The sequence below is a fragment of the Streptomyces colonosanans genome, from assembly GCF_001866645.1.
GTDB lineage: Bacteria > Actinomycetota > Actinomycetes > Streptomycetales > Streptomycetaceae > Streptomyces > Streptomyces colonosanans.
The window spans coordinates 40277-58264 of sequence record NZ_MLYP01000040.1; the positions used below are offsets into that span (position 1 = coordinate 40277).

Genomic DNA, 17988 nt, shown 5'->3' on the forward strand with positions numbered 1-17988 from the left:
GCGGCAGTCGCTCTGCTATCCGTGTCCTTGGCCGAGTTCGAGTGCCGGGACTAGCACCGCCGCCGCGTCACAGTCGGTGCAGGCACGAGCGCCGTCCCGCATCAGGGCGTCCACGGCTTCCTGCGTGCCCAGCTCCGTTCCGCCGCCCGCTGCGTGGCGGCAGGCGGCATCGTGCACGACAGTCCGTCCCCGGTGCCCGGGCACGGGGCGGACCACCCAGCCGGGGGCCGGCTGTGGCGGGGGGCCGGGCAGACGCCGGGTCGGTACGCCGGAAAGATCCACTCCTTCGACGGGCGTCAGCTGCCGATCGGTCACCCAGACGGTGTACTCGGCCGCCTCAACCCCCTCCGGACGCGCGACCCAGGAGGGGACGCCCACGAGGTAACGCCACGGATGGGGGCCGGTGACCTCCTGACGTGCGTGGAGCCGGACCCGCACGGTCTGTCCGCCCGGCAGCGTCAGCGCGATGGCGGCCGGAGGGGAGCCGGCCGCTCGCCGGTCACCGCACGGGCTGGTCACCTACCGGGCCCCGGGTTCCAGCTCCCGCGCCGAGGAACGCAGCGCTGCCCGCTGCCGGCCTGCTGCCAGTAGGGATGCCACCACACCTGGACCGACAGCTCCAGCAGGCGGCGGCGGAGGGCTGTCGTCCGCTGCCGGTTGGCCGGATCGGCAAGGCTCCGATAGGTCCGTTCCCAGGCACACTGCGCGGCGACCAGGTCCTCGGGGATAGCAGAACAACGCATACCAGCTACAGCTATTGCATCATGCGTTCGATTTTTGGTGCGTCTATGCAGGTGAGCCGATGGAGGTAGCTGTCCCGTGCCACTGAACCTTGACCAATTGACGCCGAACCTTGACCAGCGGGCGTCTCTGTCACGGAATGTTGACCAACCTGGATGAACGGGCCGGACGCTCGCGCAGTCCCTGGGGTCCACGTGACTCCGCCTCGACCAAGTTCGATGGACGGGATGCACCCCGTCAGTCGGAGTCAAGGACGATGTGTCTCATGGGGTTGCGTCATCATTCCCACGGTTCGCGGGGTCAGGGCTGCACAGCCAGCCGTTGATGGCGAAGCGGCTGTCTGCGTGCTGCTTGCTCGGGCAACTGACCGGCCGTACCTCGTGCCAGGCGGTGGGCAGGAAGAACACGATGCTGTCGTGCTCGGGCTCCCAGTCCCGCCAGGTGCGCTCCTGCCACTTTCCGGCTGTCCCGGTGTGCAACGGCAGGGCGGCGTCGAACATGCGCAGCTCGCCGCCGCCGAATGGCCGAGGTGTGCGATGCAGGTAATACACGAACGTGAGCAGACGCCGGGGGGCAAGCCTCACATCGGTGTCCTGATGCGGCCGATAGAAGTCGCCGTCGTTGTGCACGTTGAGGCTGTATTCGGGTTCCGTGTGCTGGCAGGAGACTCCAAGAGTGTGCTCGACCGCCTCCAGTACCTGGTCGATGGCTGCCATCAGCTCAGGCGCGGCGAAGTCTCCTCGTGACCGGGACCGGCGATAGTCGGGGACCACCTCCCGGTCGCGAATCGTGGAGGGCTTCAACGTGTTGCCGATGGAGGCGATGGCGCGCTCCAGCAAGGCGTCGGCCTTCTGCTCGCCCAGGAACTGGGTGATGCGGCAGACCGTCACCGGAAGCCGCCAGACCGCGTCCGTCGACCACTGCTCCATCGTCTCGGGTGTTCCCGTCATGGTGTCGTGTCGAGCCAAGGTGTCCTGCCTTCTGGATTGCGATGAGTGGTGCCCGGGGCCTTCTCAAGCCCCCTCGGCTCAGGGAGTGGGCGGTGGGTCGCGCGCGGCCGGGGACGCTTCCCTGACCCTGTTCAGCTCGCGGCTTCTCGCAGACGATCCACTTCGGCCGTGAGCTCTTCCACGCGGCGGTGCAGCGCCTGGACGCATACCAGGGCGACACCGAGGCCGTCGACTACGGGGATGGTGGTGTCGTCCTGGTTGAAGCCGAAGGCGGCGTGCCAGTCCTGGGCCATCGGTCCGAGGTGACGCACGTCTTCGGGCTCCCAGAGGTAGCGCCAGGTACTGATGGGCAGCGCGGCCACCGTTTCCAGAACCGCGTAGCCGTTGACCGGGCTGACCGGTATCACACCGCTGGGCTCCCGGACCCCAACTCGAAGCCCTGCCGGGGCACCGCTGTCAGCCGCCCGGGACCGCCGACGGAAGATCCTCACCACTACCGGCTCCAGTCGACCGGGACCACGTCTTGCTTGAGCGCACGGTCGCTGCAGACGGAGCAGGGGTTACCCGGGAGACCGGGGCCCTGGTCCGTGCCGATCGTGATCGCTCCGTGGGCCCCGGCCGGGGCGTGAATGCCGTCGCCGACCATCGCGGCTTCATAGCCGCCCAGCAGCTCCTGGAGGGTTCCGGGGCCCAGGTTCTCCGGAGCGGCGATTGCGGCGATGCCGTCGTAGTCCGTGTAGGCCGTCCCCAGCGTCCTGCCGCCCATGGTGGCGAACACGATCTTCGCACCGCGAATAGGCTCCCCGGTCACCGCGTCGGATGCCATCGCGTTGATGTTCTCCAGTTGCATCTGCGTGACGTTCAAGCTGGCCTGACTGGCCGTGAGCCTGGTCGGCTTCAGGCTGGGACATTCCGACCCGCTGCACGACGGCGCCGCCGTGGAGGCGGCGGATGCGGGGGCCCCGCCTCCCACACCCAGCGCCGCCATAGCCGCAGCCATTGCCGAGACGGCCATACGCCCCGAAGACCTCATGTGTACTCCTGATCACCAGCGCCGGATGCCGTCCCATCCGGACGGCACGGCAGACTCTAGGTACCGCCGGCTGGCGGGCGGCGTGAAAATCGGAGATGCCTCCTATCGGGTGAACTGCGCTGAAGGGGTGGGCAACGGTCAAGGTTCAGTGGCACGGGACAGTAGCCCCTCGGCTCGTTCCTCGCCACGGTCGTCGCGTGAGGAAAGCTAGGCGAGTGCGGGGGGCAGGTCGTAGCGGCTGACGGCCACGTAGGTTTCCGGCGTCGCCGCTTCGAGGAGACCCTCGTCGCCCTCCAGGTCGAGTTCCGGCTCCTGGGGACGGCGGAGAAGGTCGCTCCAGTCGCTCGCTGCACCTCGCTCGTAGGCGTCGCGGAGCAAGGGACGCAGCCGTGGGCGGGCTTCCTCTTGCTGTTCGCGGAAGATACGCCGCTGGGTGAGTCGCTGTTCTTCCTGGGCTTCGTCGCTGAGTTCCAGGTCGGCGGGCGGCTGGTCCTCGGCGCGCAGTCCTGGGGTGCGCCGGGCGATGGCGAGGTCCTCCTCGTGGAGGCGCTCGCAGGCGGCGAACAGCTTCCGGGACATGCCGAGGCGGACCTCCGTGCCGGGGATACGGCAGCTCAGGAAATCGTCGAGGCCCATGGAACGGATTCCGGCGCGCAGAGTGTGCTGTTCCGTGCCGGTAGCTGCTCCCCGGGCGTCGGCCCGCATGGCGAGAGTGAGGCTGTCGTCTTCCAGGGGCGTGGTCAACCCGGAGCGCCGGTGACGGGAAGCGCGGTCGGCGGGAACGGGCACGGTGCGCAGCTGCGAGGCGGGAGCCGAGCGCAGTGCCAGGTAGGCGAGCATCTGGGCGCGGGCGGCGCCGATGAGCGCATCGTCGCTGTCGCCGAGGTGGTCTTCCAGGTTGCCCGGACCCGCCGCCTCGTCGGCGGCATCGGATCCGGCGGGGGCGAGCGGCGGCTGGCCGGGGTGCAGGTCGTGATCGATCGTGAGGAAGAGGTCATCGCCGGGCCGCACTGACGCCCCGACCAGGACGGTGCGGTGCCCGTACGCGCCGAGGACCTTGCTGCCGGCCGTCAGCTGTGCCCACCCCTTGCGCAGCGTGCCGAGTCCCACGTCGCCGCCCTTGGCCTCGATCAGCCAGTACAGCTCCTCTGTCTCGTGGCGCCCCCACAGGTCGGGCAGCTTCTTCTTCGGATCCTTGAACGTGTCGTACAGAGCAGGGACGGGGCCGCCCAGTTCGAGGTGCTCGGTCTGGCCGAGGCCCAGCAGCGAGCGGCAGGCCCACTCGGTCATGGTCATGCCCAGCCGGTAGCCGGCGGCATTCTTCGCGCTGCGCTCGGTGCCGTGCGCGTAGACCGGGTTCCAGGTCAGGCGCCGGCCCTTGGCGCCCGGTAGGGGATGCCGGGGTGTCACAGAGTGCGCGCCGAGGTAGGCGTACAGCGGGGAGACCCGGGCGACGAGTTCCCCGTGTGCGTAGCGCGGCTGATTCTGCAGGTGCGGGGTGACGTCACGGCCGACTTCGGTGGCGGCCTTGATGATCTCCCGCCACGTGGTGGTCGGCGCGTACCAGCCGTCGGCGGCTGGGAATCCGTCCGATCCGGTCCACGCCTTGTGCTTGGCCGTCCGCCACTGACGCCGGGGCTTCTTCGCGGGCCCGTTACGGAACAGGACCGGTATGTCGAAGCTGTCGGCGTAGGTCAGCGGCGGCTCGTCGGGGACGTGTGCGGGGATCATGCGGATCACTCTGGCACGGGCCCAGGCCGCTCCCGGCGCCGGGTATCGAGCTATCTGTGGAGCCGCGACGGGCAGTTCGCCGGGGGCAGACAGGAAAGATCGCGGAAAGACTGGCCAACGAGTGCGAGGGCATGTCAACGTAGACGACCTTGCAAGAAACCCCAGGTCAGAGAGGTGATTGCCCGTGACCGTAGCCCCTGCGGGTCCCGGTTTCTCCACCACCATCGAAGCCCTGCGACTGCGGGAGTGGCAGCTCGGCCCCGGTCAGCCGACCCTGGTCATGGACCAGTTCTCCGCCGAGGACTTCCACCTGATCGTCGATGATCGCGCGGACGTGCACGTCAGCTCAAAGGACGGCCGGTTCTACCTCGGCTGGTTCCCGCTCGGCCGCCCCGGCACGGACGGCGAGGGATGGAAGATCGCCGTCACCGGCACTGCCAAGGTCCGTGGCTACCACCTGTCGTTGGACACCGAGACGCCGGCCGACATCGTCGCCGCCGCCGTAGCGCGCGTGCTGGAGACCTCACGCCGCCTCTGACAGCGCGGACACCGACAGGTAATGCCCGCCCTGTGAGCGGCTGGCCGTACCGAAGGTCGGCTCGTTCCACCGCCACCCGTTTCCCCACACCCCAGGAGACTGTTCGTGACGTCCCCGGAGATGACCGTCGGCGATCTCATCGACCTGCTGTCCGGCTGCGACCGGAGTGCTCCGGTCCGCCAGGCCATGAACCCGTTCTTCCCGATGGCCCACCGCTTGGCGCAGGTCGTGCAGTCGGTGGACGAGACCGGCCAAACCATCGTCTACCTCGCTGAAGGGCGCGACGAGGACGCACAGCTCGGCCACCTGCCGCCCGAGGTCGCCGTCGCCCTGACGTGGCAGGGCCCCGTCCAGGCACCCCCGCGCCGCCCCCGCCGCCGCGCCGGCGGCAACTAGACCCGCACCGAGCCCTTGGAGGCGCCCCTGTACCCCGACATCCCGCTCGACCCGTCCACTCCGCGCGGCGGCCAGCCCGCGTTCTGGGTCGGTCCCCGGCATCTGGCCGGTGATGATGGGCGCCTCTACGACGCCATCGCCGACACGCTCGCCGGTCTGGGCTGGACCTGCCTGACGATCGTCCGCGGACGGCACGAGCCGGACGAGACGCCCGAGGACCGCCAGGTCCTGCGCAGCACCGTCCTGCACATCAGTCCCGACGCCCTGCGCTGGGCCCAATGGAGCCTGGCGGACGAGCCGTTCCACCTGGGAGAGCTACCGATCGCCTGGCAGATCTCCGCCCGCGCCGAGACGAGCAGCCCGCTCGCTCAATGGTCGGCCTACTTCACCCTCGATGTCCCCGGCGAGGCCGTGTCCGAATTCCTCGTCGCGCTCGACGCCCGCGACCAGCCTGCCGTGCCGCTCGCCGGACCCGAGCTGGTCCTCGACGCTGTCGTCGCCCATGGATGGTTCCGCGACATCGACCAGCCCCAGGCGGCAGCGACGGACCCGACGTTCACCTCGCACCTCAGCCTCGGTGAAGTGCCGCCCCTCATCCAGGACGCCGACCCGCGCGCCCTGACCACCGAGGCCGACGAGGCGGGACCGGTCGGATGGCAGGCATGGGCCGAGCCCGCGCTCGGCGCACCGTGCCTGTGGGCGGCCTCCTTCTCCGCCAGTGCCCCGCACGACCTCGTTGCTACCTTCGCCGCCTCCCTCAGCTCGACCGCACCGGTCCTGCGCCGGGTGCTGCCCGAGGCCACCCAGGAGCGGCTCCTGCGTGCGCCGGCCATGTAGCACCTCGTTCCGCCACCCGACCCGCTCAGCCCGGCTCCTCCTTCATGGAGGGCCGGGCTTTCTGCTTCTTGGGTCTGGACCGTACGTGCGCCGGATGCACTGCTGCCCCCGACCGAGATGGTCAGGGGCAGCAGTGCATCCGGGTCGTCAGTTGGCTGCGGTCGCCTTGGCGAGGGCCTTGTCGAGGTGGCGGTCGACGAGGGCCGGGGAGCCGGAGACGATCAGCAGCAGACTGCCGTCGCGGATCGCGGTCTGCTTGACCACGGTGCTCCGTTCTCCGGCGGAGAACGTCAGGAGCTGGCTCCACTGCTCATCACCGAGGTCGTGCGGTGCGGGCAGCTTGTGCGAGGCCATGTCGATCGGGGTGCCGCCCGTGACGACCTGATAGGTCGGGCAGCCGGTCATGGCGTCGAAGACGCGGTCGATGCCGCCAGAGAGCTTCTTCGCGCTGTCGCTGTACAGCTCCTCGGAGACCTCCGAGGAGCTGCCGCCGTAGGTGAAGGTGGCCTTCGCCTTACGGGGGAAGGTGAGCGTGCCACCGGTGGCCGCGTCCCCGCCCAGCTCGCTCAGGGCAGGGCAGCCGATGACGGTGACGTCATCGTGCTGGGCGGGGCGCTTTGGCTTGCGCAGGTAGCCGCTGCCGAGGTCGTGCTCGTCGAGCAGGCGGGCCTCCAGTGCAGCCGAGGAGAGCGTGGCGGGCTTCTGGACCGCGTCGGCAGGCTTCTCGGTCCGGGCGGAGGAGGTGCTCTGGTGCTTGGCCCCGGTGGTGTCGGTGGAGCAGGCGGGCAGGGCGAGGAGGGCGGCGGTGATGCCGAGGGTGGTGGTGGCGACGCGAACGCGCATGACGGAACTGACCCCTTGGTGCTCGGCGACGGGTGGTCAGTGCGGGCCCGCGGGCCCGTGGGGTCGTAGGGGTAGTGGGTCAGTGTCCGAGGTGGCGCAGGCAGTCCTCGAAGGTGGCGTGCGTCGCGTCCGCCGGCCCGCTGTTCCGGTTGTACCAGGCGGTGTCGAGGCGGGTCTCCTGCTGCTGGTGGCCAGCCCGGCACCGCAGCCAGATCTGATCGTGGGTGGAAAGGATCAGCCAGTCCCGGTACGCGCCGCACTCGGCGCAGGTGCCTATCTCGCCGTCAAGGACAAGTGGCTGCTTCCACGGCATCATCTTGCCGTCGACCTGGTCGTGGCTCGGCACGCGCAGCTCCGGTGGAAGGAAGTCGTCCACTGCGGCGGCCGGCTCGGCGGGCTCCGGCTCAACCGCGGGCGCTGCGAAGCCCGGCGGGACCTGGTTCTGCAGCCGCGCTGCCAGCTCGGCGAACTGGCGCTGAGCTTCGCTCGGCCCCTTGGCCCGGCGGCGTATCCGGTGAAACACCCTGGCGTCCTCCTTTACCTCGGCACCTCGTCCTGCTCGCTTCATGATCGTGCCCTACGCCCCTGGGCTTCAATTCACAAAGTCCACAGTCTACTTCGGCCTGGTCATCAGGGGTATTCCTCCTTCTCGGTTGCGGAGATGAAGAGTTGGCCACGGAGCGTCTCTCCGCGAGACAGGTGACGTCGCCATGGTGTGCCCGAACACATGCCACCTGCTGCGAGCACGTAACTTTGCGACGCCTACTGGCTCGACTCGCCGCATCTACGCCGTGGCCTTCCGTCTTGCGTGTGTACTGATGCCGGCGAGCTGCAACGCGGACCTGTGCGCCGCCAAGGGCCGGTGTGGCGAACGACCATGCTGTGGGTTGCGAGCACAGCGGTGGCACTGTCCCTTCTCTCGGCGATGCGCTGAGACCGCCTGTCGGCACCCGGCAGGCTCATCGGGTCTTACGCGATGTCTCCTCCCCGCTGCGCCGCTTGCCGGGCGCGGAGGGTCTGGGCGCGGTCCTGCGCATTGTCAACCGGCCCCCTGCGGTGCTGGTCTCAAGAAGGCTGGAGGCGTCGGCGGGCAGGTCGGCCGTTCGCCGCATCCGCCACACGAGTACGTCGCTGACTGAGTCCGCGGTATCGAGTTCGCGGCCTTCTGCGGCGTTGGACAGGAGGGCGGCCGGGTCGTGGCCGGCGGCTTCGGCCTCTGCGATGGTTTCGGCCAGGGCGTACCAGCCGGGCTCGGCGAGGATCTGCTCGGCCAACTCCGGCAATGCCTTGCGCAGCGTCACCGTCTGCCGTTGAAGCATCGGCCGGTTCAGGCGACGGCCACGCTGGTAGAGCACGCCGAGGGGCTGGGCGGCGGCCTCTTCATAGGCGGCGCGCAGATGCTCGGCGGCCTGACGGGCGGCGGCGGCCTGCTGAGCGTGTCCCTTCTTCGCGTGCCAGTGCATGGTCGCGGTGATGAGGAAGAACAGCATGTCGATCGCCATCGCGGTGCTCGCGCCGTCTTCGCCCCGGCCCAGCGCGGGACCGCCGTGGACGAGGTCGCGGGCGGCCTGCCGCAGGGCGCGGTCGTGCCCGCGCTCGGCACGTATGTGAGAGCGGGAGGCCCGCTCGAACGCGAAGGCGGCGTCCCGCAGTTCGCGGCGGGTGTGCGCGGCGGACGTCTTCGCGAGTGCGTCCAGGACCTCGCCGGCCGCAGCGATGTGGGCGGCGGCGACCGCGTCGTCACCATGCTCGACGACCGTGATGGCGGTCCAGGCGGCCGACGCTGTCCGCCGACGGACGGCAGACGGGCTGGCCGCAGTGGCACGGCCGGGAGTATCTGTCGATGACGTCGGGTCGGCGGACCAGCGCTCACGGATCCGTGGCAAGGACAGGTCCGGGGCAAGGCGGACCCCAGGGTAGAACACGGGCTCGCCGTCCTTGTTGCGGTCGTCCGGCAGAGCCACCTTGTAACCGAGCAGGTCACCGGAGGGAGCCTCACGCGTGCGGATCAGGAGGCCGGCGGCGGCGAGGCGGTCGAAGAACTCCGCCTCACTTCGGGCGCCGGTCACCGCTCGGCGTACGGTCTCGCGCAGTTCCTCCCGCGCAGTGCGCTCGCGGCCCTGGCGCTGAGCCTTGTGGCGCTCGGCGCTGGTGGGGCGCTTCGCGGCGGTGCCGTCACCCTTGTTGAGGCGGCGCAGGCCCAGCTCTGCTTCGAGGGCACGGGCCTCGGCCTGGACGCGGGCGGCGTCGTTGTCGAGGTCGGGTTTATACCCGTCCTCGCGGACGAGGGTGGCGACGATGTGGATGTGGTCGCCGGCGTGCCGCACGGCCGCCCACCGGCAACCCGCTCCCGCCTCGGGGTCGTCGATCCCGGCAGCGGCAACCATGCGGCGGGCCACGTCGCCCCATTCCTCGTCCGTCAGGATCCGGTCCTCGCCGCCGTTACGTACCGACAGATGCCACACGTGCTTCTTCGGCCGCTGGGCCTCGTCGACGTTCTCGACTGGCTGGTCCAGGAGCTGCTGGAGCTGCTTGAGAGTCGCGGCGGGGTCCCGTCCGGGATCCGGAGCGTTGTGATCCCAGGAGGCGACGAGGTGCGGGTCGGTGTGCTCCTCGAACTTGCCCGGCCCGTACAGGTAATACAGGAGGCCGATGGTGCGCTGGCCGCGCTTTTGGATCCGGGGAATCACGCTGCTGTCCTCGACGGGTTGATCAACGGGAATGGGCAGTGGGAAGAGGGCGTTCCACGCGCGCGGTGCGGGAAGTGCTCACGGATGAGCTGGATATCGCCGCTTTCCGCGCTGCTGGGAGTTCTGCTGGGGGCCGGCGCGACGGCGCTGGCGGACCGGCGGCGTTGGCGTCGGGAGGCGGTCACGCGCCTGCTGGAGCTGCGTACAGAGGTGTACGCCGAGTACCTTCTCGCGATGGAGGACACGGGCAGGGACCTGCTGCGCGTGCTGCGGACCACGGCAGTCGAGGAACGTGAGACGGCGGCTGCATCTGCGTTCGCCGGCTTCAATCTCGGTGGCACGCGGCAGCGGATCCATGTCCTGGCTCCGCTCGACGTCGTTCGGGCAGCAGACGAGATCTTTCGAGGTCTGCGACGCGCGAGCGACTACGTGATTACTGCGGACGCACAGGACACCCTGGCGCTCCTTGCACTGAAGGACGAGGTCGGCACGCTGCGGGACCGGTTCCAGGAAGCTGTCCGGCGCGACATCCGAAGCCTGCTGGCCGGCAGAGCCTCGTGGTCTGCCTGAGCCGCTCGGTCAATGCTGTTCCAGCAGCCGGTCCGTGACCGCCTGCACGCGAGCGACCGCTCGCTGAACCGCCGAAACGACAGCGTCGAGTTCCGCGGGTTGTCCACCGCTGTTGACGGCACGGGCGACCTGATTCAAGTTGTTGCCGACCTGCCCGAGATGACGGCGCGCGGCGAAGAGTTCAGCTATCAGGTCTCGGTGGCCTGCGATGGCCGCAGCGGTGTTCTCGGCGTCGTCGGCGGCAGCGAGACCGGCGCGCACGAGGTAAGCGGGCAGGCTCTTGCGTGACGTACGGGCTGCGGTGGTCAGCCGATTCCACTCGTCGTCGCTGAGACGGATGTTGCAGATGCGTGCGCGCTTGTTCTTCTGGGGGGAGCGCTTACGCGCGGTGGATGTTGGAGCGGTGTCCACGCGGCTTCGTCGCTGCTCCTCCGCCCCTGGCTGCGATCCGCCCTCGGTCGCCGCCTGATGGTCCAGCGCCCCCCGGTGCTGGACCGCTCCTGCCACCCCTGGGGCCGGAGATGGCCAAGCTGCCTTCCCCGACGGGGAAGAGTAGCTTGGCCGATAACTTGCTCGCCCCGAGACCGAGTTGGAGTCGCGAGCAGGTTCCGGGGTGTTGCCGTTCTGGGGTGGGTTCGTCATCGGGATTCGGGCCTCGTGGAGCGGATGTGGTACTGGATGGTGGCGGCCAGTTCGACGACGTCGCCCGGTCCCATGAGGACCTGGATGGGCCCGTCGGGCTGGTGCTGGACGAGCCACTGGCCGGTCGGCGCGAGGACTGCGGCGTGCAGGAGCCGGTGGCTGACCAGAACGTTCGCCCAGGCGCTGGCCTCGGCGGTCGTGGGGCTAGACTGAGCGAAGGGGACGCGGAATCACGGCATGCCTCCTTAAACCGGGACGGTGGCCCGGCGTGCAGCCGCACCACCCGATACGGATAGGAGCGCTGGGCTGGGGCTTTGCTGGTTCAGCCGCATTCGGTGCAGTGCCCGACGTGGCTGTTGAGCGCCCGGGCCATCCGCTGCTTCGTCGATGCGGCCTGCTTCGCGCTGGACTTAGCTGCGGGACTGCCGTCGTGCCGATTGGAGTGGGCGACCATGAAGCCGATCTCCCGCTCATACTCCGCACGGATGGTGTTGAACTGGTGGCAGGTCTTCATCGGGCGGTGCTCCTAGTCTTCGTGGTGTCGTCGCTCCGCAGTCTTTGGAGGACGAGGCTCAGCCGGTCGTTTCGGCCGCCTGGGAGGCCCTCCCGGCGGAGGATCTCCCGCAGCTGGACTCGGGTGATCGACTCGTTGCCGTCCCGTTCGAGCAGGGCGCGGACGTGGGGGCGCACCTGCTGGACGAGCTGGTCCATGGACTGCTCAGGCTCCCGGGGCGGATGCTGCGTCTGCGGGCTGCGGGACCGGCTGCTTCGCTCCTCCTTGCCCTTGGACTTGGCCTTCGTGGTCGGCTTCCGCCGGACGGGGACCTTGTGTCCCCGGTCCCCGGTGGTGTCGGTCCCCGTGTGGGTCGGTCCCCGGTCCCCGGTGGTGTCGGTCCCCGTGTGGGTCGGTCCCCGGTCCCCGGTGGTGTCGGTCCCCGACTCGGCGGCTCCCGGCCCCCGGTGCGATCCAGGGCCCTGGGCAGCCACTTCAGCCACAGGGAGGTCGGTCCCCGCGCAGACTTCCTGCACCTCACTGGATCCCGGCTTCACGGCCTCGGCCCCGGAATCATGGGTCCCGAGACTCGAGTTACGGTCCCCGGCCACGTTTCCCTCCTCGGTATCCGCCCTGTGGTCCCCGGTCCCCGACGTGTGCTCGGCATTCACGGTCCCCGGTTTCCTCTCGGTCCCCGGTCCCTGACCGCGCGTCGATCCGATGCCGGCGTGGGGACCGGCGATGGAGAGCGTGCTGCTCTCGGCGTGCGAGGTGGGGACCGCGATGGTCGTTTCACTGGTGTGGTGTGGGGACCATGGAGAGGCCAGTGGGACCGTGGCGAGCGCGAGTGCGTGACGTCGGGCTGCGAGCTGGGCGAGTAGTTCCGCGCGCTGGGCCGGGTCCGTGCCCACCGAGGCCCGGCCGATCGCTTTCGACAGTTGCTGCGTCAGGTGCCGTCCGCGTCGACTCAGCCGCTGCTGCGGTGTCTGCTCGGCGAGCCGGGCGGCGAGGGTGACGGCGCGGGCTGTGGCGCGGTCGCGGGTGATCTGCGCGGCGTCGCGGTCCCGCGCGGCGATGCCGAGTCGGGACAGCAGCCGTTCGCGTGCCTCGCGCCCGAGGGTGGCGATCAGGCCGTGGGAGGCGGCGCCGGGGGTGCGCTGGCGCAGTTCGAGGCCCATGGCGAGGTGCCAGAGCATGGCCGCCATGACCGGGCCGACGAAGGCGCGGACGGTGCCGCCGACGAAGCCGCTCTCGGCGTAGGCGGGGATCACCTGCACTCCGGTGATGACCCATACGAGGGTGCCCGGCAGCCCGGGGGCCCCTTGGGTGGTGAGGTTCTGGCGGGCCATCAGCGCGGTGGCGAACAGGCCCAGTTCGGCGGCGGCGAACATGCTGGCGCGTTCGGCGGTGCCGGCGATGTCGAGGTAGTCGGCTGCGAAGCGCCAGCTCGTGTGCGCGCTGTAGGCGGTGCAGCCGAGCGCGGCCAGGGCGGCGGCAGCGACCGCCCCACTGCTGAGACGTTTCTGCGTACGTGTCGCCCGGCGCCGGAACGCCCAGCCGGTCAGGGCCAGAACCATGGCTGCGCCGGGGACGCCGAGGATGAGGAGGAGGGAGGGATCGTGGCCGGCACCGAGGGACAGGGCAGGGTGGGTCATGCGGCCTTTCCGAGAGGGGCGTGCGCCGAGGCTGACGTCACTGGGCGGGAGACAGGCTGCTGTGCGGCGGGTCGGGCGGTCGGAGGCTGGCTGTTCGTCTTGGCCGGTGTGCCCTGCTTCTTCGTGTTCTTGCGCCTTGGCACGCCGAGGGTCCGGTCGCGGTCGAAGACCTTGTTGGCAGCCTGCCGCAGCAGGTCTCGGGCGTGCTTGTAGCTGATCTGCAGGGCAGCGGCCAGCCGGTCCGGGCGCCATCCACGGACGTAGGCGTGGTCGACGATGACCTTCCGCTCGGCCTCGGTCAGGTGGACGTCGCGGCCGTTGAAGAAGGCGACCACGCGGCTGTAGTCGAGGCGCTGGGGCAGGCCGTCGTGCCAGGGGCGGCGTTCTGCGGCGGTCAGTCCGCCCCAGATGCCTTCCTTGAGGTCGTTGTCCAGGGCGTAGGTGAAGCAGTCGCGGCGGACCGGGCACAGGGCGCACAGTTCCTTGGCGTCGGCGATGGCCTCGTGGTCCCGGGGCAGCGGGAAGAAGGTGGCATCGGCGTCCTCGGGGTCCATGCCGTGGCACACGCCGCGGGGCTGCCAGCTGGTGTCACCGATCCCTCGCAGACCGGTGGCGGGTGAGGTGTGGGTGGTGATGTGGCGCAAGGGGGGCTCCGATGTGCTGCCGCGTCGATCGGATGGGGGCTGGTGGTGGGCGGACGCGGCGTCGGGTGCCTGCTGCGGCGCGGGACGGGGGCCGCAGCAGGGGCGGGTCGGTTGTGTTGTGCGGGTGCATCGGATGGGGTGCACCGCTGGGCGGACGGGTCAGGCCGTCGCCGACTGCCGGGCCTGCTGGGCGGCGGCGAGGTCCTGGCGGCAGTGGTGCGGGGTGGCCCGCGGGGTGTTGCCGCGCGCGAAGCCGTCGGGGTCGACGCGTCGGCGTCGGCAGGGCTCGCCCACGGGGGCCTGGCACCATTCGCAGCGGACCGAGAGCGTGTCCGGCTGTCCTTGCGCGATAGCCGCCTCGCGTGCCGCGCGGGCCGGCCGGAAGGGTGAGAGGGCGGCTCGGGCCTCCGGCGGGATACAGGAGCCGACTTCCCTCAGCCGTGCTTCCAGCCTCGGGTCGATCCGGCCGCGTCCGGCGAGCTGCCGGTACTGCACGGGCTGGGCGGTGCCGCTGGCGACGGCGCGGCGGGCGCCGACCAACTCGGCGGTCCAGGCTGCCTGGTCGTCGGGGTCGGCGGACGGGGTGGGGTCGGTGTGCCGCCGGAGGCGGTCGCGCTTGTAGCTCTCCCACGGGCGGGCGATGTCCGCGGGCAGGATCTGGTACGGCGAGACGCGGATGTGCTGGCGGGCGGCGACGCGGGCATCCCAGCCGTGCGGCGTGGCCAAGGGCACGTCACCGAGCAGCTCGTGCCACTGGGCGAGCTGGTCGCGGGCCTCGCCCTGGTCGGTGCGGATAGTGCGGGGGTCGAGTCGGCCGATGTAGGCCAGCAGGGCGGCGATTTCGCGGCGGTCCATGGCTACTCCGTTCCGGTCGGCTCGCCTAGGGCAGCAAGGAGGGCGGCGGTGTGGGCCTCGGCGCGGGTCATGCCCCCGGCGGTGGCAGGGCCGCTGCCCGGCAGGGCGTAGAGGTTCGGGCGGCCGGGGTTGTGCTCCCGGGCGATCCAGGAGCGCCAGTCGGCAGCCCAGGCTCGTGCCGGCTGAGGCTTCCAACCGGAGCGGTGGGCCCGCCACTTCGCGTCGGCAGCTTGCAGGCCTTCGACGCCGAGGCGGGCGAGGTGGCCTTGCTGGCGGGCCCAGGCTTCGGTGGCTGGGTCGATACGCCACCGGTCAGCCGAGGTGACGGCAGCACCACTACTGCTGCCATTCCGGTTCACCTTCGGTTCACTACTGTTCTGGGGGTCGGTTTCCGATCCCCCCGAGGGCCGGAATCCGTACCGTCGAGGGGTCGGATTCCGACGCGAGGGGTTGGATTCCGACCCTGCCGGATTCCGGCGCGAGGGGCCGGAATCCGACCCGTTCTTGGGCCAGATCCCGTACTGCCGAAGCTCCTCGACCCTCAGATCCGGCACCGGATCCGACTCCGTTACCGGACCGGTCTCCGCCTCCGAGCTCTCCTGCGCGGCCTTGACCTTGACCATGAACGCGGCGGCGACGGGCAGGCGGTAGACCGTGGCGCGCTGCGGACCCTGCAGGTCGTCGCGCTGTTCCAACTCGCCGCTCAGGACGAGTTTGTCAAGGGCGTCGCGTACTGCTGTCCGGGACGCGTTGGTACGCTCGATCAGGCTGGACAGGGATGCCCAGGCGGTGCATTGCTCGTCGGGTACTCGGTCGGCGATCGACAGCAGGACCAGACGCGCGGTTCCCCTGCTGGAGCTGTGCTCCCACACCCACTCGCGGGTATCACGGCTCATCGGCCGCTCCCGACGATCCCCCGGGGGGCAGGCGCCGGCGCGTCGCCCGAACGGCGCCGCCCCCCGGTGTGGTTGGGCGAGGGCACGAGGGTGACTGGCGCGCAGACGAGGCCGACGGGCCTTTTGCGCAGGGCAGAGCGCATGCAAGAATCCCCTTTTGTGTTGCCGCGCTGAGACGCCCCCTGGAAGGGATCAGCGTGGTGATGGTGGCGATCTCCGCCCTTGCAGGGGCGGTATGGCCGATTGAGCGTTCGGCGTCCAGGAGTTGGCCCTCCCGGGCGCCGTCGCCGTATACGGGCCTACAAGGCCCGGAGCGCGCGCATACTGCTGCTCCTCGTGCTCGTCGTCCCGCTGGGCGGGCTGCCCGGCAGGACGACGAACATACGCACGACCCCGCGTCAAGATCCAGAGTTGGTTCTTAAACTCTGTAGAAGTCGTTGACGGTCGTGCATGACCTTCTCCCCGGCGACTCTGACCTGCGGTTCGACACTTCAGTGTCGGGTGACGCCACCAAGCTATGTCATGGTGTTCAGTGGCTGTCAACACTTTGGTTCCCACAGAGGGGCGGTGTGTGGGTATCTTGGACACTGAAGTATGTTGTGTGTGCCCTAGGGAGGGAGGTGGAACCGCTATGTCGAGAAGCGATGGCGGCGCAGGTACGCCTCCTGCGGACAAAGCGGTGGTGGCTGCCAGGCTCAGCGCGCTGATGGCCATGAGGAACCCCAGGACGGGGAAGCCGTACACCGCTGCTGACGTGGCTCGGGCTACGGGGATTTCGGCCAGCGCTATTGCCCAGCTCAAGGCAGGGACGAAACCCAACCCCACGCTGAGCACGGTCGAGGCCCTGGCGGACTACTTCGGCGTGCAAACCGACTACTTCAGCAAGCGGATGGACGAAGATCGGGTCCAGAGAGTGGTCGCCGCTCTGGAGCTGCTCGACATGGCCGAAAACGCCGGAGTGCAGGCGCTGTTCGCCCGGGCGAGCGGTCTGTCGGAGCAGAGCCTGGAGATGGTCAAGGCGGTCATTGACACCGCACGCAAAGCCGACGGCCTCGACGACCCCCGCAAGCGCTAGGCAAAGAGTGAGAGGAAGTCAGTGCCGGCGGGCTGCGGTTGACGAAGTCATTGCTGGCTCACCGGGATGATGCCCGCGGTCGGCGGGTACGATGACCATCAAGCGACTGAAGGCCATGTCGTCGATTTTCAATGTCAGTAGGGTCACTTCAAACTCAGTCACTCCCTGGCGGGGCAGATAGAGCCTTCTCGTGGTGGTGGCGCTCGGGTGCGGCAGAACCGGCAGGTTTGGGGAATCCCATAGAGGGCGCGCAACAGGATCCGAGATGACGGTCTGAACCAGCTTCTGCAGTCCGAGGTCGTCCTTCCAAAGCTCGACGCGATAGCGAAGCTGCGCGATCATCGGGAGCGCCCAGTCACTTTCCCAATTGACCAGCTGAGTGCGGGCTTCGGGATACGTCAGCACCCAGCTCATCACGTTGGTGCCGTACAGCATCCAGGGGTAGTCATGCAGAGCTGCTGCGTTGCAGTGCAGCAGATCCCACCGGTGGTCGAATGCATAGGCTGACCAGCTCTGTGCGTCGATGAACTGGCGAACGGCCGGCGGAACCGGTCTTGCGCCGGGAGCGGGCGGCTCGGGGGCCGGGCCGTATCCGGGGCGCTCCTGGGTCAGCCGCCAAACGGCCTCCCACTCGTCCTTGTCGAGTTTCAAGAGGCGCCGGACCGATTCCAGGAAGCCTTTCGAGTAGGTCAGTGGCTTGCCCAGCTCAAGGTTCCGGTACCACTTGGGCGAGACGCCCAGCAGGCAGGCGACTTCCTTCTGTGTCAACCCTCGGCCCTGCTTGGGGCCGAAGGTTGCGGAAAAGCCAGGGATATCGCGAGGGTCGATGCGCTGCCGAGCCTGGCGCAGAACGCGCGTAATGGTCTGCTGCGCGGAACACCGGCTGGCTGAGTCCTCGAACATGATCAATTAGACTTGTGGTTTCGGTCACAACTGGCATTTACGGGTCCGGCAGGCTGCCCGACTTGCGAAGGTTACCAGGGTGTCGCTTACGGCCATTGAGGCGATTAGTCCCCCCTGTGTGCTGCGGGGGAGCGTGAGAGGGGAAGTGATACTTCCCCTCCCCGAATTACGCCAGTGACCGCCACCATGGCCTGCGCCTAAGATCCATACTCGCTGGTAGTTGGATCAAGGTCCGGTCGGTCGAGAAGGTGAGGGTGCAGGCGTGACTCTCCCTTTCAACACCCGTTGCGCTGCGCCGAATTGGCGTCTATACCGCACTCGAAAGGCCACGCCCTGCATCGGCGGCCGAGCCTTTCCGTGTCGGCTTCGTGCGGTTTCGTGTGCCCACCGGTGCGCGGGCGGAGCGAAGTGCCGGACTGATGCGCCGCCCCGTGGGCGACTGTAAGACCCCCGCGCATTAAGGACCTCCATGTTTGATCGGCGGAGGCGCGAGACC

Annotated in this window: 21 protein-coding genes; 5 read left to right on the top strand and 16 right to left on the bottom strand. The window is 69.3% G+C overall.

Translation table 11 applies throughout. The annotated features are described in order from the left end of the window. Positions 1–15 precede the first annotated feature (15 nt). The 6 genes from BIV24_RS15500 to BIV24_RS15520 form a co-directional block, all read right to left on the bottom strand. Positions 16–519, bottom strand: coding sequence for a DUF6233 domain-containing protein (locus BIV24_RS15500; RefSeq protein ID WP_079168276.1), 504 nt, complete (start codon positions 517–519; stop codon positions 16–18). Beyond that, entirely contained in the window at positions 516–743 is a 228-nt protein-coding gene (locus BIV24_RS33875; RefSeq protein ID WP_079168277.1) for a hypothetical protein, read from the bottom strand. The genes BIV24_RS15500 and BIV24_RS33875 overlap by 4 nt, the downstream gene beginning before the upstream one ends. Before the next feature lie 261 nt (positions 744–1004). Beyond that, complete coding sequence (locus BIV24_RS15505) at positions 1005–1691, bottom strand: 2OG-Fe(II) oxygenase (RefSeq protein ID WP_245766821.1); 687 nt, start codon at positions 1689–1691, stop codon at positions 1005–1007. 131 nt (positions 1692–1822) lie between these two features. Then, positions 1823–2098: a tail fiber domain-containing protein gene (locus BIV24_RS15510; protein WP_245766822.1), complete on the bottom strand. Its 276-nt coding sequence runs from the start codon at positions 2096–2098 to the stop codon at positions 1823–1825. 86 nt (positions 2099–2184) lie between these two features. Then, positions 2185–2556: a hypothetical protein gene (locus tag BIV24_RS15515; RefSeq protein WP_245766823.1), complete on the bottom strand. Its 372-nt coding sequence runs from the start codon at positions 2554–2556 to the stop codon at positions 2185–2187. Positions 2557–2931: 375 nt separating this feature from the next. Next, on the bottom strand, positions 2932–4455 hold the full coding sequence (locus tag BIV24_RS15520; protein ID WP_071366942.1) for a gamma-glutamyltransferase: 1524 nt from the start codon (positions 4453–4455) through the stop codon (positions 2932–2934). Between the two features lie 184 nt (positions 4456–4639). Here BIV24_RS15520 and BIV24_RS15525 point away from each other — a divergent pair, with 184 nt between their 5' ends. The 3 genes from BIV24_RS15525 (at position 4640) to BIV24_RS15535 (ending at position 6226) form a co-directional block, all read left to right on the top strand. After that, positions 4640–4993, top strand: coding sequence for an SPDY domain-containing protein (locus BIV24_RS15525; RefSeq protein WP_071366882.1), 354 nt, complete (start codon positions 4640–4642; stop codon positions 4991–4993). A gap of 105 nt (positions 4994–5098) precedes the next feature. Continuing rightward, positions 5099–5389, top strand: coding sequence for a hypothetical protein (locus BIV24_RS15530; protein ID WP_071366883.1), 291 nt, complete (start codon positions 5099–5101; stop codon positions 5387–5389). A gap of 15 nt (positions 5390–5404) precedes the next feature. After that, positions 5405–6226: an SPDY domain-containing protein gene (locus BIV24_RS15535; RefSeq protein ID WP_071366884.1), complete on the top strand. Its 822-nt coding sequence runs from the start codon at positions 5405–5407 to the stop codon at positions 6224–6226. A 147-nt stretch (positions 6227–6373) separates the two neighbouring features. On the opposite strand, the gene BIV24_RS15540 is transcribed toward BIV24_RS15535, so the two are convergent. The 3 genes from BIV24_RS15540 to BIV24_RS15550 form a co-directional block, all read right to left on the bottom strand. Beyond that, complete coding sequence (locus BIV24_RS15540) at positions 6374–7069, bottom strand: hypothetical protein (RefSeq protein WP_071366885.1); 696 nt, start codon at positions 7067–7069, stop codon at positions 6374–6376. 79 nt (positions 7070–7148) lie between these two features. Then, complete coding sequence (locus BIV24_RS15545) at positions 7149–7592, bottom strand: hypothetical protein (protein ID WP_071366886.1); 444 nt, start codon at positions 7590–7592, stop codon at positions 7149–7151. Positions 7593–8028: 436 nt separating this feature from the next. Further along, complete coding sequence (locus tag BIV24_RS15550) at positions 8029–9759, bottom strand: relaxase/mobilization nuclease domain-containing protein (RefSeq protein WP_071366887.1); 1731 nt, start codon at positions 9757–9759, stop codon at positions 8029–8031. A gap of 84 nt (positions 9760–9843) precedes the next feature. Here BIV24_RS15550 and BIV24_RS15555 point away from each other — a divergent pair, with 84 nt between their 5' ends. Next, complete coding sequence (locus tag BIV24_RS15555) at positions 9844–10329, top strand: hypothetical protein (RefSeq protein WP_071366888.1); 486 nt, start codon at positions 9844–9846, stop codon at positions 10327–10329. A gap of 9 nt (positions 10330–10338) precedes the next feature. On the opposite strand, the gene BIV24_RS15560 is transcribed toward BIV24_RS15555, so the two are convergent. The 6 genes from BIV24_RS15560 to BIV24_RS15590 all read right to left on the bottom strand — a co-directional run bounded on the left by BIV24_RS15560 (position 10339) and on the right by BIV24_RS15590 (position 15514). After that, positions 10339–10971 carry a plasmid mobilization protein gene (locus tag BIV24_RS15560; RefSeq protein WP_107459474.1) on the bottom strand — a complete coding sequence of 211 codons (633 nt, stop codon included), beginning with the start codon at positions 10969–10971 and terminating at the stop codon, positions 10339–10341. A 322-nt stretch (positions 10972–11293) separates the two neighbouring features. Further along, positions 11294–11485 carry a hypothetical protein gene (locus BIV24_RS15570; RefSeq protein WP_071366891.1) on the bottom strand — a complete coding sequence of 64 codons (192 nt, stop codon included), beginning with the start codon at positions 11483–11485 and terminating at the stop codon, positions 11294–11296. Beyond that, on the bottom strand, positions 11482–13119 hold the full coding sequence (locus tag BIV24_RS15575; RefSeq protein WP_071366892.1) for a hypothetical protein: 1638 nt from the start codon (positions 13117–13119) through the stop codon (positions 11482–11484). Before BIV24_RS15575 ends, BIV24_RS15570 begins: the two co-directional genes overlap by 4 nt. Continuing rightward, positions 13116–13763, bottom strand: a complete 648-nt coding sequence (locus BIV24_RS15580) for a WhiB family transcriptional regulator (RefSeq protein ID WP_071366893.1) — start codon at positions 13761–13763, stop codon at positions 13116–13118. Before BIV24_RS15580 ends, BIV24_RS15575 begins: the two co-directional genes overlap by 4 nt. A gap of 159 nt (positions 13764–13922) precedes the next feature. Next, positions 13923–14618, bottom strand: a complete 696-nt coding sequence (locus BIV24_RS15585) for a zinc finger domain-containing protein (RefSeq protein WP_071366894.1) — start codon at positions 14616–14618, stop codon at positions 13923–13925. 2 nt (positions 14619–14620) lie between these two features. Continuing rightward, positions 14621–15514 carry a helix-turn-helix domain-containing protein gene (locus BIV24_RS15590; protein WP_071366895.1) on the bottom strand — a complete coding sequence of 298 codons (894 nt, stop codon included), beginning with the start codon at positions 15512–15514 and terminating at the stop codon, positions 14621–14623. Positions 15515–16145: 631 nt separating this feature from the next. Between BIV24_RS15590 and BIV24_RS15595 the strand changes: the two genes are divergently transcribed. Next, positions 16146–16589 carry a helix-turn-helix domain-containing protein gene (locus tag BIV24_RS15595; RefSeq protein WP_071366896.1) on the top strand — a complete coding sequence of 148 codons (444 nt, stop codon included), beginning with the start codon at positions 16146–16148 and terminating at the stop codon, positions 16587–16589. 18 nt (positions 16590–16607) lie between these two features. Here BIV24_RS15595 and BIV24_RS15600 read toward each other — a convergent pair whose 3' ends face one another. After that, a complete protein-coding gene (locus BIV24_RS15600) occupies positions 16608–17492 on the bottom strand; it encodes an MmyB family transcriptional regulator (protein ID WP_071366897.1) in 885 nt (294 codons plus the stop codon). Positions 17493–17988: the final 496 nt, after the last annotated feature.

Excerpts from the sequence above, each read along its gene's own strand:
- BIV24_RS15595 (WP_071366896.1), top strand. The coding sequence starts at position 16,146 with ATGTCGAGAAGCGATGGCGGCGCAGGTACGCCTCCTGCGGACAAAGCG.
- BIV24_RS15575 (WP_071366892.1), bottom strand. The coding sequence starts at position 13,119 with ATGACCCACCCTGCCCTGTCCCTCGGTGCCGGCCACGATCCCTCCCTC.
- BIV24_RS15505 (WP_245766821.1), bottom strand. The coding sequence starts at position 1,691 with ATGACGGGAACACCCGAGACGATGGAGCAGTGGTCGACGGACGCGGTC.
- BIV24_RS15585 (WP_071366894.1), bottom strand. The coding sequence starts at position 14,618 with ATGGACCGCCGCGAAATCGCCGCCCTGCTGGCCTACATCGGCCGACTC.
- BIV24_RS15600 (WP_071366897.1), bottom strand. The coding sequence starts at position 17,492 with ATGTTCGAGGACTCAGCCAGCCGGTGTTCCGCGCAGCAGACCATTACG.
- BIV24_RS15540 (WP_071366885.1), bottom strand. The coding sequence starts at position 7,069 with ATGCGCGTTCGCGTCGCCACCACCACCCTCGGCATCACCGCCGCCCTC.
- BIV24_RS15570 (WP_071366891.1), bottom strand. The coding sequence starts at position 11,485 with ATGAAGACCTGCCACCAGTTCAACACCATCCGTGCGGAGTATGAGCGG.
- BIV24_RS15590 (WP_071366895.1), bottom strand. The coding sequence starts at position 15,514 with ATGAGCCGTGATACCCGCGAGTGGGTGTGGGAGCACAGCTCCAGCAGG.
- BIV24_RS15520 (WP_071366942.1), bottom strand. The coding sequence starts at position 4,455 with ATGATCCCCGCACACGTCCCCGACGAGCCGCCGCTGACCTACGCCGAC.
- BIV24_RS15555 (WP_071366888.1), top strand. The coding sequence starts at position 9,844 with ATGAGCTGGATATCGCCGCTTTCCGCGCTGCTGGGAGTTCTGCTGGGG.
- BIV24_RS33875 (WP_079168277.1), bottom strand. The coding sequence starts at position 743 with ATGCGTTGTTCTGCTATCCCCGAGGACCTGGTCGCCGCGCAGTGTGCC.
- BIV24_RS15560 (WP_107459474.1), bottom strand. The coding sequence starts at position 10,971 with ATGACGAACCCACCCCAGAACGGCAACACCCCGGAACCTGCTCGCGAC.